The sequence below is a fragment of the Rosistilla carotiformis genome (assembly GCF_007753095.1).
In the GTDB taxonomy this organism is placed as follows: Bacteria; Planctomycetota; Planctomycetia; order Pirellulales; family Pirellulaceae; genus Rosistilla; species Rosistilla carotiformis.
The window spans coordinates 1,330,271-1,344,081 of the sequence record NZ_CP036348.1; the positions used below are offsets into that span (position 1 = coordinate 1,330,271).

Here is a 13,811-nt window from a genome sequence, read left to right on the forward strand (position 1 = left end):
AAGCCTTGATGGAACATGAACCGACCTGATGTGGAGCGAATCAGCGATGAAGACGATTCCTGTTCCTGTGACGATCACGATCGTCCTGATATCGATTCTTGCCGCGGTCTTTCCGAGCCTCACATCGTTGCTGGAGCTCGATTTTCAACGGGCCGCCCAAGGAGAGATTTGGCGTTGGATCAGCGGACACGTGGTCCATTTTGATTGGAGTCACTTCTTTTGGGATGTCAGCATGTTCGCCACGCTATCGGCGATCTGCGAATCGAAGTACCGCCGCGCGTACGCTCCCATCTTGGTCGGCAGCATATTGGTGATCTCTCTATCGCTAGCGATCGTGTGTCCAGAGATCCGTTGTTATCGTGGGCTCTCGGGAATCGACACGATGTTGTTCGGATGGTGGGTGATCGATTGGATACGAACCAACCTGCACGCCAAAGATTTGCCGGCGGCGGGACTGGGAGGAATGATGTTGCTGGGGCTGGTCGGGAAACTCGGCTACGAAGCGGTCTTTCACCAGACGCTGTTTGTCCAGTCGGCTGCCTTCGTGCCGTTGGTCGAAGCCCACATTGCAGGGCTGATCTGTGGCGCGACCGCCGCACTGGGTGTGCCTATCGTTCAGAATTGGACTCGAGTTCGACAGCCGATCTCAGTCTAAACGAGGCCGTTCGACCCAGCGATAGGCTTGCTTGGAATTGAGCGAGCAGAAGTTGGCGGTCGCTGTGGCTCCCTTTTCTGCGGCGTATTGCATCGCGATCCGCTGCAGGTCTTCGTAAGTGGCCCCGCGATCCGAGACGGGCCAATTGCTAGCATAGATCACGCGCGAATCGCCAAACGCATTCCAGACGACATCGAGGTAGGGGCGATAGAATTCGAGGTCCTTCGGGGCCGGTTGCTTGCTGTGATGGGCCGCGCTTTCCACGAGACCAGAGATCTTGCAGTAGACGTTGTCGTGATCGGCGGCTGCGCGAATCCCGTCGATCCATCCCTGCGGCGGTCGATCGGCTGTGACCGGGACGTTGCCGATATGATTCTGCACGATCGTCAGGCTGGGCAGCCGACGCGCCAACTTGGCGATTACCGCTGGGGTCTCGGGGCCACCGTTGACGTCGAGGGCCAGGCCGCGGTCGGCCAGCGCTTTGAGTGCCGCGAGGTCGTTGGCTTCCAACAGCTTTTTCAAAAGCCCGACCGAGATCCGGATGCCGCGAAACAGCGGGTTGGCGGAGAACCGAGCCAGGTGTTTGTCGAAGTCGGGTTGGTCGGGATCGATCCGGCCGACAATCCCTAAGATAAACGGATCGTCCGCCGCCAAATCGAGCAGCCATGCGTTGTCTTCTACCCAGACGCTCGCTTCGACGATCACGGTTCCGGTCACCGGGCGGTATTGCTTCAGCTCGCGGAGATGTTTCGGCAAGACGGTTCGGTAGAGCGGACCCGGTCCGGGCCAAGGCACTCCCTGTGGCCGGCTTGGATCGTAGAAGTGCGTATGGCAATCGATGATCTCCAGCGGCGGATCGCTTTCGGCGGCGTCGCTGGTGCCAAGACACAGCCCGGTCAACGCAACGGCACCGCTTTGCAAGCAACCGCGGCGCGAGATCGTCGACGTTTTGAGAGACTCAAGTGAATTGGGATTCATGGGGATCTCGCGGTTTAGCGGTTGAAGATGAACTCGGTTGAGTTTAGCAGACTCCAGAAGATGTCTTCATAAACGTGGGCGTCTTTCTTCTGGTCACCGATCAGACCCAGCAAACCGGACATCTCTTCGGCGGTCGGTTGGCGACAGAGAGCGGTGATGAACATCTGTTGAATGATTTCTTCCGGCGTTTCGCCATCGGCGATCTGCTTTCGGAATCGTCCGTTGGCATACAGACGCCCTTGAACCGTCGAGCCAACGCTCAGGTTTAACGTTTGCGACAACGTCGGTTCGGTCTTGGTGTCGCAGACGCAGACCGAATTGCGCCCCGCACGACCAAACGTCTTAAAGAAGTCGCCACCGAAATTTGGACGTTCGGTCGATCCTCCGGAGACCGGAAACGACTGGACCGCTCGGGTTCCTTGAGGATGTCCGTCGGGCGTCCCGGGCATGCCGGTGACATCGTTGATCGTATCCCACAGCACATCGGCTCGCAGTCGTCGCAGATGCATGTGCGAGAACTGTCGGGTGTCCAAGCGATTCGAATCGTTCGGCGTGGTGCTCAGTTGATAGACGCGGGAATTGCAGATGTCGCGGACGAGGCTTCGAAGATCGAAGTTCGAATCGACAAGACGATCGTTCAACGCATCCAACAGCGGCGCGTTGACCGGCGGATTGCTGACGCGAATATCGTCGACCGGTTGGATCACCCCGCGTCCTAGGAAGTGTGCCCAGATGCGATTGGCCAGGTTGCGGCTGAACATCTCGTTCTCCGGCGATGTCAGCCAATCGGCGAGGGCTTGCCGCGGATCGCCGTCGTGTTCGGCTGGATCGACGGTGCCGAGCGCTCTGGGCGGCATCGGGCGTTGATCGACGACGTGTTTGGCCGGCGGAGCCGATGTGTCGTAGAAGATCCGCCGTTCGCGAGGCTCGACGCCCGGCTTGCGTTTCACGCCGGAGAAGAAGCTGACGAAGCTGTAGTAATCGTCTTGCGTCCAGCGATCGAAGGGATGGTTGTGGCACTCGGCGCACTGAATTTGAATCCCCAGGAAGACCTGAGAGAAATCGGCGGCGAAGACCTTCGGTTCAAAACGCGGTTTATGCTGCAGCATCGTGTAGAGATTTGCGGGGCCGTTGGTCAGGTTGCTTCCCGACGCTGCGACCATCTCGGCGACAAACTCGTTCAGCGGACGCCCCGACGCGATCTGCTGGCGGATCCATTTTTGGAACATTGTCGCCGCTTTCAGGTGGGTTCCCACGGGAGCGTAGTTGCCGCCGATGATCCGCAATTGTTCGCTCCACAGCGTCGTCCAGTAGTCGGAAAACTCATCGCTTTGCAACAGTTCATCGATCTTTTTCTCGCGTTTCCCCGGATCGTTATCGTCCATAAATGCATGGTATTCGTCAGGCGTCGGAGGCCGAGCGGCGAGGTCCAGCGTCACGCGGCGCAAGAAGGTTTCGTCGTCGCACAGCTCCGATGGGACGATCCGCAGCTTCTGCAGTCGGTCGAAAACCAGGTGATCGATGTAGTTGTTTTCAGGGGGATTGGGCCACTGAAAGCCTTTGCTGGGCGGCAAGACAATCACTTCGGCACCGACCGTAAACCGGCTGTAGCGGGCAAAGACGTTGGTGTCTCCCGGCTGCGCGGCGGTGATGAAGCCGTCGTGGTTGATGTCGGCGACACTGGCATTGTTGCTGTGGAACAGCGCAAGGGAGGTGACGTCGCGCTGCGTTCCATCGCTGAAGTTCGCCAGCACGCGCAGTGACGATTCGGCGCCGGAGGTTTCAAACACAAACGCATCTTGCGACAGTTCCAATCCGACCGCTTCGGCGACCTCCCCTTCATCGTCGGGAGCTCGGGCGGCGATCCAGCGATGCAGCGTTTCGTAATATGGGCTGTCGGTGTCGAACAACTTGCCTCCCGAATGCGGCACCGCCCCGGTCGCTTTCTTCAACAGCAGACTCTGTTCGGGGATCGCGTAATTCAATCGCCGGCCGATCATCTCCCCCGTGATCCGGTGGTAATCGCCGCGGACGTCGTATCCGAACAGCGACAACATAAAACCGTCTTTCCCTTGAGCTGCTCCGTGGCAAGCGCCGGAGTTGCAGCCGGTGCGGAACAGGATCGGCATGATGTCCTTGCGAAAGCTGGGGACTTCGGGCGAAGCGGCCTGCAGCAGCGACGTGGTCAGGATGGCGATGCTGAAAGCGAATGTACGTTGGATATTCATCGTTGATTTTTGGGGAGTGGGAATCGGGGGAGGTCGCCAATTCAAACGCGGTCGTTTCGTTTTACTGAGGGCGTTCCGCAAGCCTGCCGAAACGAATGAGGTTCGGCAGTTTAAGTTGTTGTTTCGTTACAGCTTGGGGTCGATCCGTAAGCTCGCTTGGCCTGCGCCTTGCACGATCGTCTGCCCCGCGACGGGGACGGACAGCTGACACCGAAGTCCGCTGACCTTGCCCAGCAGCGCTTCGTCGGTCGCTTGCAATTGGAAGACCAGTTCCTTGGAGTCCTTGGTCAGCGTCGGTTGCGGATCGACAACGCTGACTCCCTTGGGAAGTCCCTGCAATTGAACGTTCGCTTCCCCTTCAAACTCGCTTTGGTGCTTCACCTTCCAAATAAACGGTTTGGTTTCCCCGCGGCGGACCGATTGGACATCGGCTGTCAATTGGACAAACGGAGCGCTCACGTCCAGTTCGAGAATATCGGAAGAGACGCGAATGTGACCGGGGCCCAAGTAAGGTTTGATCGAATCGTTGATCGTGCTGGCGATCACGACCAACGGCGATTTGCCCAACGGTGGACGCCCTTTTGCCGCCAGGGTGAGCGTTCCGGAGTTCGAACCGCTGGGGATGATTACCGGTGGCGATGAACTGATCGTAGGGTGAACGTAGCCGGTTTCCAGCAGCACCGGCCCGTCGAAACCATCTTGGCGAACGATCTCGACATCGATATTCAGTTCGCCACTTTGCACCAGAGAGACCTTGGGGCTTTCGACGACCAGCGAGAAGGGAGCCGGATCGGTGACGCCCATCATATATTGGTCGACGCGCACCGCACGCCACGCATCGCCGCCGGAATGGTTGATGAACGGAACGTTTTGTTGGCAACGGGTCGCGAGGGTCGCATCCGAATCGATCGGTCGGGCTTCCAGCGTGAAGGTCGCTCCGGTCAGCGGAGCATCGGGATCGGCGATCAATTGGACCGGCCACTTCCCCGCATCGGAGGTCAACGGTGGCGATACCAGTTGGACCCCGTCGGGCAATCCGTTCGCGATGAATTCGAATGGGCCATCGTATGTATTCCATTGGCCCTTGGGGAGCGAGACGTTGACGGTCCAGCGGTTGCCGCGCGGGATGGCGAAGCCGGAGACACGCATGCTTTCGGTCCAGTCGAACGTGGCACTGGCCAACATGGTTTGCACGATTGTATGGGGGGACTGGATCTCGATTCGATAGACTCCCAACGCGCCGCCTTGGCCGCTGGGATCGGAGACTTCCAATTGGTATTCGCCATCGGCCGCCGGTTTCCAGAGCACGCTCGGATCCAGCACCGACGTCTGCCCACCCCGGGCGCGATAATTCGTGCCAAACGTGCCCCGTTCTTCCAGCGTCGCGTCGTCGGCTTCCAATTCGATTTTGCCCAGCGTCCCGTCGGCACCGATCGGGCGAATCACGATCTTGGTGTCCATCGGAGATCCAAGCGTCGCGGAGAAGAGCCGGATGTGCAGCGGTTCTCCCTTTTTGACGTCTAATTTGTAGCGATCACGATCGTTGCGGGCATCGATCATCCCGTTGATCGCGATCGGCAATTGCGGGACTTTCGTCACCTCCGCAGTCGCATCTTCGATCAGGTTGGGGAAGTCGCTGGCACTCAACTTGATCGGTGAAGGGCCGCCGTCGTAGTGATCGAACAACCCTTCGGTCTCGGGCACCTGAACCGAATGGCTGTAGCTGCCGGCCGGATCGCCGAGTAGGACGACATCCTGTTTCGTCCCCACCTGCCCACCTGGCGGAAACGCGAGGATCGGTCGCCGATTGGTGCCGACATGCAAGCAGTACGTCGTCATCGATCGCTTGTACGCCGAACGCGTCACCTCGATGAAAACATCGCCATCGCGTGGAGCGATGATCGATAAAATCGGATCTTGCACGTGCAGTAGGTTGTCGTCGTTGGAACCCAGTTCTTTCCCCTTTTCGTCGAGGATCCGCAGCGCCAGATCGAACTCCGCATCGCCGTAATGAACGTCGGCAATCCGGGCCGAATCCAGTTCGACCGAGACGTGCTGGCCGGCCTTGGTTGGCACGCGATAGATGTCGACGTCGGGACGCTGGCTGCCCGATTGAATTCCCAGAACCGAGACGTTGGGAGTGATCGATTTTGCGGTTTCGAGCGAGTCGTTGCTGTGGTGTTCGGTTTCCTCTTCGTCGATGATTGGAAACGGAGAGACGTGGAAGGTGCCGATGCATGTCAGTTCGGTCGCCGTCAACAGCCGAAACGGGTGCTCGCCCAGCGGACAGTCCTCCGCGATTTCAAACTGACAAACGACAGCTTCTTCGATCCGTCCCCCATGCATCAACCCGCGTCTTTTGGGCGGTTCATCGGCGGTCCGAACGTTCACCGCGCGGATGCCCGGTTTGTAGAAGATGATCTCGCGGGGATCGCCGATCGAAACGCCAACGATCGTCACGTCGACGGTCGTACCACGCTGGCCGATGCGCGGCGCGGTCCCTTCGAGGTTCTTCGTCATGGCGGACGCCTGTTGCGCGACGATCAGGCAGCCGAGGATGGCAAGCGTGCGGTTGAAAATATGCATGGTGCGGTCGTTCAATGGAATGTGGGGCGGGAGCATCGCCAGGACATTGCGGTCGCTGGCGATGGTCAAACTTGCGGGATCGGAACTCGCGTGCGACTAGGCGAGCAAGCCGTTAACCAGTTTGCCTTCTTTGATGATTTCGATCGGACGGGTTCCGAAGGCTAACAGTTCTTTCGAAGCATCGATTCCCAGTTGGTGGTAGATCGTATGCATCAGGTTTTCCAACGGGACCGCATCGCGAGCCGGTTCGGCACCGGTGGCATCGCTGACACCGTACATCTGCCCACGCGTGAATCCACCGCCGGCGATCAGGTTGGAATAACAACGGGCCCAGTGGTCACGCCCCGCGTCGCTGTTCACCTTCGGCGTGCGGCCGAATTCCGTGGTGACCCAGAAGATCGTCGTGTCTAGCAGGCCGCGACGATCCAGGTCGGTGACCATGCCGGTGATCGCGGCGTCCAGTGCTGGAATCTGGTCCAGCGTGTTGCTGCGAACGTCGACGTGACAATCCCATGAGCCGTAGTTAACCGTAACGAAACGAACACCCGACTCCACCAGCCGCCGCGCGACGATCAATCGTTCGGCCAACCCCTTGGGATGGAAGCGGTTGTCGGGGCCTTTGAGTCCCACGACATCGCTGCCATAAAGTTGCCGCGTCTCGTCGGTTTCATCATCCAATGAGAACGCAGCTTGCGCCTGGGCCGAGGTGAGCACGGTGTAAGCTTGTTTGTAGAAATCGTCCATCGTGTCCAACGTGCCGCGGTCGGCTTCCAATTGGCGGATCCGTTGTTCGACGATCTGACGTGCCGATTGGCGGCGATCAAAACGCTCCATCGAGACGTTTTTGGGAATCGAGAAATCTTTGACCTGATATCCGCGGGCGCCCGGGTCCGAATCGGTCTCGAACGCACCGTAAGTACTGCTGAGGAAACCCGTTCCGCCAGCGAAGGCGTTCTGGTTTGGAATCGCGACATAGGGCGGAAGCTCGCCACGTTTGCCCAATTCGTGCGAAACGACGCTACCCATTTGAGGGAAATCGATCACGGCGGTGGGGGTGTATCCGGTGAACAGGTGATAAGTCGCTTGTTGGTGATCGGGGATCCGTCCGACGACGCTGCGAATCACCGTCAGCTTGTCTGCGACCGCGGAGGTGCGGGGAAATGTGTCGCTGAGAATGTCGCCGGTGTTGGTCTTCATCACGCCAAACTGGCCGCGGATATCGATCGGCGCTTCGGGTTTGGGGTCGAGCGATTCCTGTTGTTGGAGACCGCCTCCCAGGTGCAGTTGGATCACGCTAAGCGCTTTGGCTTCGCGTTTTTGTCCAGCGACTTGAGTGAACGCTTTGCTTTCGGCAGCTTCCATCCGAAGCATGTCGGCCATCGACAATCCCAGCGCGCCGCACACGCCGGCTTGAAGAACTTTGCGTCGAGAGGTGAGTGTTCTGTTCATAGGGAAATCCTTGTTGGGGCTTCGCTGGGCAAGGTTTGAATGATGTGGGAAGTGAGCTATTTCGAAAGCGGCCAGAAGTGAATATTTCCGTTCAGATCGCCGGCGATGACTTTCGCATCGCTGGATGTGGCGACGCTGATCGGCAGTCCTGTTGGTACTTTAATCGATCCCAGCGGAGTGCCGTTCGGTTTCCATGTCCGCACGTGTTGGTCGCGTCCGCAGGAGATCAAGTTTCCGCTGGCATCGAATCGTGCCGAGAGTACACCGTTGGGGATCTCGCCGTACGGAACGTCGGCGGGACGCGCCGGCGGGTGCGCTTTGCCGCGATTGACCACGGGAAAACCATCGCCAGCATCCCACCAGATCAACGAGCCGTCTTCGCCGGCCGATGCTAACAACTTGCCATCGGTGCGCCAGTCGAGCGAGGTGACTGTCGCTTTGTGTTCGGACAGATTTAAGAGGATCCCGCCGCTGGCTGCGTCCCATAAATGAATCGCTCCGGTTCGGTCGCCGCTGACCAGTTGATGCCCCTCGGGGCTGAAGGCCAATGAGGTGATCCAGTCGGTGTGTTTTTCCAGTTTGTGTTGCAGTTTCCCGTCTTTGGTCGAATAAACTTTCACAACGCGGCCGGTTCCACCCAACGCGACCAATGTTTGATCGGCGCTGATATCGGCAGCAAGGACCGCGTCGATCTCGTCGCCGATTTCGGCTAACCGTCGGCCGGTCTTCACATCGAACAACACAACGCGTCCCGATTCGACGGGACGTCCACCGGCAACCATCAACAGATTTCCATCGCGGCTGAAGCGGATTACATGGGGCTCACCATCGGGAAACGGCAACTGGCCGATCTCTTCTTCGGTTTCAGTGTTGAACAATCGAATATGGTTTTGGGCCGCGACGGCGACAAGAGGTGCCCAAGGGCTGGCGGCCATCGCCAGCACCGGCAGCGGATGAACGACTTTGGGAACCGAGATTTCGGGAAGCGCTTCGGGCATCGCGGGAGATTCGGGGCGGCCGCCGGCGCCCGCGGCCGGTTGGAAACTGATGTCACGCGATTTGGTCATCGACTTGCTGGTTGCCGATTCGCGCAATCCCGAATCGATCCATTGCCGGATCAATTGGACCTCGGCATCGGGCATCGCGGGACTTTCCGGAGGCATGCGGATCGCGGGATCGGAATCGGTAATGATTTGAACCAACAGACTTTGGCTGGATCGTCCCGCCACGACCAATGCGCCGCCGCTGCCGCCACGCATTACTCCGGTGAACGACTGCATATTAATGTCCGCTTGTTGGTCGTCATCGCCATGACATTTCAGGCAGTACTTGCGGAGCAGTGGTTTGATGTGGTCGTCGTAGTTCGGCGATTCCGCGGCGGCGGAAAACGATGCGAACAACAGGGGCATCGCCAAGGTGGAGATCAGGTATTTCATAAGTACTTCGTAAGTGTTTGCTATGGATGATGCGCCGCGTGAGGTAGAGCAGGCACTTCCACGTTAAGTGTTGGGTTTTCTGGCTGCCATAATAAACTCGGGCGGCCACGTTGGACGTGGGCCAGGATTTCTTCGCGCGTTAGGGCCCGATTCCAAATCGCCAAATCATCGATTCGGCCGCGGAATGACCGCGAGGGTTGGTGGTTCATCGTTGCTGGAGGCAACCAATTGCCCAGCCGGCAATGCGCCAATGAAATTCGTTCTTCTTCGACTTCGCCGCGAAACATCGATTCAGTCACCAAGCTCCCATTCACATAAATCGAATGTTTTCGCGTGGGGAACGAAGCGATGGAGACGACATGACACCATTTGTTTTGCGGTACCGGATTTCCAACCCAGCGGTAATCGCTCCGGTTGAAACCGACAATTCCACCCCGGGGGAGTCCAAACCGAGTCAATTGAAAATGCATGCCGCCGCGTTGGGTCGCATTGGAGTTCAGGATCGCATTCATCTCATTTTCGTATCGATCGGATTTGATCCAGGCGGCGACCGAGATCTCGGGCGATTCAACGGGGATATTCAGTTGAACGAAGTCCGAATCGCGGTCGAACAACAGCGCCTCTTTGCCAGGCCAGCGTCCGGCGACCCAACGCGCCCCGGCGATTCGCCCATCAGGAACCTTTTCGGAGCGAACGATGTTGGTGAGGATCGATCCATTGGCCTCTTTGACAAAGGGATACCAAGCAATTAACCCCGGATTTTGCAGCATCTGCGCACGTTGTTCGCGCCATCGCATGAAACCGATGTGCTCGGGAGTCTGGTAGCCGTCGAGATCCAAAATCTCGCTATCGAGCAGGTTGCCGTCGTGATATTGAACCGATTCGCCGCCGAAAACACTCCTCATCAGTTCGCCATTGGAACGAAGCACATTCACTTGGCCATCAAAAACATGCAGCATACTTTGGCCACCGTCACCGACCCGAACCGCAAACTCGGTGCCGACATCCACAAACTCAACTTCGGCGGTAACGATGGTGAAACCCTTGGCCGTTGGTGGGACCATGCCCCGAACCCGCCCCCCAGCCAAACGGAAATGTTGAGGACTTTCGATCCGAAACTCCGAAGGGGATTGAACGACGAGATCGGTTCCGTTGGTGAAACGTAGATGCACCACACCTTCGAGCAATTTGTAATCGCCCTGTTGAAAGCGAGTGCCGGTGGGAGCGCGACCTTTTTCGAAACGAGCACCCGCTTGGTCCATCAACATCGCCATCGGCTGCGCCGTGGACATGGTTTGGGGTTCTTCAACAGGACGACTTCTCTCTTCCGCCGCGAAAAAATTCGAACGGTCGCGACGAATTGGAATCAAATGCGACGCTACGGAGAGAATCGCAAGGAACGTGGCAGCGATCGCGACCACCCAAGGCAACCACTCACGGCGCCCGCGGGTGGATTGGCTTGGCTGGGGACGCTCCGCTGTCACCTCCGCATCGCGAAATTTCCAACTCAGCGTCGCGTGTGTATCAAAATATTCCAAATACTCTCTCTGTCGAGCGGGATCGTCCCGCAACAGGGATGACAATTCAGCGGCATCCGAACCACTTGCCGTACCGTTGATCATCGCATTGGCAAGCGTTTGCCATCGGGAGGGATCATTCATTGGAGACCCTCCCCCGCCAAACGTGCGGTAACACATTGGTGCAGCGCCGCGCGAATTCGATCTAGTTGCTTGTAGATCGCATTGGGAGTCGACGAACGGCCGGCGATTTCCGTGATCGATCGTCCGCCGTAGTAACTTTCCAGCACCTCGCGATTCCGTGGCGTCATCTTTTGCAAACAGCGCTCGATTGCTTCGATCCGTTCATCAGAACCGCTTTGCATTTTCATGCTTTCGGTCGACAAGCTGACGATCACGTCGGGATCCAAATGCAGCTGAGAATTCTCTCGCTTGCGATAGAAATTTCGAACATGGTTGTGCGCGATACCGCAGGCCCAAGGGACAAAATCTAAAGCGGGGTCGTAGCGATCCCATTGTTCCCAAAGCGTGAGGCACGTTTGTTGGAACAAATCCTCTGCATCGGCCCGGTTGGGTACCAGCGACACGATGTACCGATAGACGCGTTGCTGATTTTTCACCACGCGTTCGGCAAACTGTAGATGTCGCTGAGTATCCAGGATCGAGGCTCGATCGATAGGAGGAGATGGAATTCGGCGGAGGTACCATTATGGGTACCTCCTACTACTAAAGTGTTGTTTCGTCGCGAACAACATTCGCCATGAAACTGATAAGAAACCAAGATAAAACGCCCTCACACCGGTCTGATTGGCTGACAAGGCAACCGAAATGACAAAAGAAGGGGTGAGGTGGCCCATATCCAAAAAACAGGGGCACAAAAAAACCCGCCCAGGACAGTGAAGTCCCGAGCGGGTTTAGTTGTTTGCCGATACGCAACGGATCCCAGGTGGGACTTGAGGGTAATCTCACGTCCCGATGCGAGCCGATACGATCAGCGCACGAAAAAACCCGCTCAGGTTGGCGAAAACCTAAGCGGGTCTTTGTGACTATTGGTGGTGTGCCTCTTGCGAGGCGACTCTTATTGATAGCTTGAGATCGTTATCCACGGTATGAAATACAAAGGTCACCCTAAGTAAATCAGAAATCCTTAGAAAGGAGGTGATCCAGCCGCAGGTTCCCCTACGGCTACCTTGTTACGACTTAGTCCCAATTGTCGAGCTGACCTTAGACGCCTGCCTCCCTTGCGGGTTAGCTCAGCGGCTTCGGGCCCTCCCAACTTTCGTGGCTTGACGGGCGGTGTGTACAAGGCTCAGGAACACATTCACCGTAGTATGCTGACCTACGATTACTAGCGATTCCGGCTTCATGCAGGCGAGTTGCAGCCTGCAATCCGAACTGAGGTACACTTTTTGAGATTTGCTCCACCTCGCGGTATTGCTTCTCTTTGTATGCACCATTGTAGGACGTGTGCAGCCCTGGTCATAAAGGCCATGAGGACTTGACGTCATCCCCGCCTTCCTCCGGTTTGACACCGGCAGTCTCTTTAGAGTCCCCGGCATTACCCGCTGGCAACTAAAGACAAGGGTTTCGCTCGTTAAGGGACTTAACCCGACATCTCACGACACGAGCTGACGACAGCCATGCAGCACCTGTGTAAAGGCTCCCCGAAAGGCACCTTCCGCTTTCACAGAAGTTCCTAAACATGTCAAGACCAGGATAAGGTTCTTCGCGTAGCCTCGAATTAAGCCACATCCTCCACCGCTTGTGTGAGCCCCCGTCAATTCCTTTGAGTTTCAGCCTTGCGACCATACTCCCCAGGCGGAGCACTTAACGCTTTCGCTACGGCCGGGAGGATGTGGAAGTCCCCCCAGCCCAGTGCTCATCGTTTACGGCTAGGACTACCGGGGTATCTAATCCCGTTCGCTCCCCTAGCTTTCGTGCCTCAGCGTCAGAAAAAGCCCAGTGTGCCGCTTTCGCCACCGGTGTTCCAGATAATATCAACGCATTTCACCGCTCCACCATCTGTTCCGCACACCCCTGCTTTCCTCAAGCCTTGGGGTTTCGGGCGCAGTTCCACGGTTGAGCCGTGGGATTTCACACCCGACCTACAAGGCCGCCTACGCACGCTTTAAGCCCAGTGATACCGAATAACGTTCGTACGGTTCGTATTACCGCGGCTGCTGGCACGAACTTAGCCCGTACTTTCTCTGAAGATCGGTCAAGTAAAAGGGAGAACCCAAATACATTTCCTCCCAACTGACAGCGGTTTACAACCCGAGGGCCTTCATCCCGCACGCGGCGTCGCTTGGTCAGGCTTTCGCCCATTGCCAAAGATTCTCGACTGCAGCCACCCGTAGGTGTCTGGGCAGTGTCTCAGTCCCAGTGAGCCGGGTCATGCTCTCACACCCGGTACCCATCTCAGCCTTGGTGGGCCATTACCCCGCCAACAAGCTAATAGGAAGCAGACTGATCCTTGAGCGGAATCACACCATTTGATCCGAAGATGTTATCCAGTATTACTGCCAGTTTCCCGACACTATCCTGGTCTCAAGGGCACATATCTACCCGTTACTCTCCCTTTCGCCGCTCCTCCGTCTAGCAAGCTAGACTTGTCGCGCGACTTGCATGCCTAATCCACGCCGCCAACGTTCATTCTGAGCCAGGATCAAACCCTTCAATTGTATGCATAGACCAGAACCGAAGTTCCGATCGTGGCTAACCAAAGTAAGTTTAAGCTGAACTCGCCGGGTTGGTCATCCCGGCAAAAACTTTTCGCCATTAGTTAAAAACTAACGGTCTCAAAGCTGAACTCAATAAGAGTTTCACCAACCAAATTGTCAAAGATCAAAATTCTCAGTGCTGACTCGTGTGAGTCAGGTGGTTCGAATGTTTTAGTCGATGCTAAAGTTATCGTCAAGAGTCTGAGGACTCTTGAGTCAAAACTTTCAAGAAAGTTTTGACT

8 protein-coding genes and 1 rRNA gene are annotated in these 13,811 nt (G+C 57.0%); 1 reads left to right on the forward strand and 8 read right to left on the reverse strand.

Annotation, left to right across the window (positions count from 1 at the left end; genetic code table 11):
- Positions 1-46: 46 nt before the first annotated feature.
- Positions 47-655, forward strand: a complete 609-nt coding sequence (rrtA, locus tag Poly24_RS04955) for a rhombosortase (protein ID WP_197452330.1) — start codon at positions 47-49, stop codon at positions 653-655.
- On the opposite strand, the gene Poly24_RS04960 is transcribed toward rrtA, so the two are convergent.
- The 8 genes from Poly24_RS04960 to Poly24_RS04995 all read right to left on the reverse strand — a co-directional run bounded on the left by Poly24_RS04960 (position 647) and on the right by Poly24_RS04995 (position 13,530).
- On the reverse strand, positions 647-1,633 hold the full coding sequence (locus tag Poly24_RS04960; RefSeq protein WP_145091340.1) for an amidohydrolase family protein: 987 nt from the start codon (positions 1,631-1,633) through the stop codon (positions 647-649). The two genes, rrtA and Poly24_RS04960, sit on opposite strands and share 9 nt — an antisense overlap.
- Before the next feature lie 14 nt (positions 1,634-1,647).
- Positions 1,648-3,861: a DUF1549 and DUF1553 domain-containing protein gene (locus Poly24_RS04965; RefSeq protein WP_145091343.1), complete on the reverse strand. Its 2,214-nt coding sequence runs from the start codon at positions 3,859-3,861 to the stop codon at positions 1,648-1,650.
- A gap of 126 nt (positions 3,862-3,987) precedes the next feature.
- Positions 3,988-6,447 (reverse strand): serine protease, encoded by a 2,460-nt coding sequence (locus Poly24_RS04970; protein WP_145091346.1) that lies wholly within the window; start codon positions 6,445-6,447, stop codon positions 3,988-3,990.
- A 96-nt stretch (positions 6,448-6,543) separates the two neighbouring features.
- Positions 6,544-7,896 carry a DUF1501 domain-containing protein gene (locus tag Poly24_RS04975; RefSeq protein ID WP_145091349.1) on the reverse strand — a complete coding sequence of 451 codons (1,353 nt, stop codon included), beginning with the start codon at positions 7,894-7,896 and terminating at the stop codon, positions 6,544-6,546.
- A gap of 56 nt (positions 7,897-7,952) precedes the next feature.
- Positions 7,953-9,332: a c-type cytochrome domain-containing protein gene (locus Poly24_RS04980; protein WP_145091352.1), complete on the reverse strand. Its 1,380-nt coding sequence runs from the start codon at positions 9,330-9,332 to the stop codon at positions 7,953-7,955.
- A 20-nt stretch (positions 9,333-9,352) separates the two neighbouring features.
- Positions 9,353-10,993 (reverse strand): LamG-like jellyroll fold domain-containing protein, encoded by a 1,641-nt coding sequence (locus tag Poly24_RS04985; protein WP_197452331.1) that lies wholly within the window; start codon positions 10,991-10,993, stop codon positions 9,353-9,355.
- The gene (locus Poly24_RS04990; RefSeq protein WP_145091357.1) at positions 10,990-11,541 is read right to left on the reverse strand and encodes a sigma-70 family RNA polymerase sigma factor; all 552 of its coding nucleotides are present in this window, start codon (positions 11,539-11,541) and stop codon (positions 10,990-10,992) included. The genes Poly24_RS04985 and Poly24_RS04990 overlap by 4 nt, the downstream gene beginning before the upstream one ends.
- Positions 11,542-12,000: 459 nt before the next feature.
- Positions 12,001-13,530 (reverse strand): 16S ribosomal RNA (locus tag Poly24_RS04995).
- Positions 13,531-13,811 lie beyond the last annotated feature (281 nt).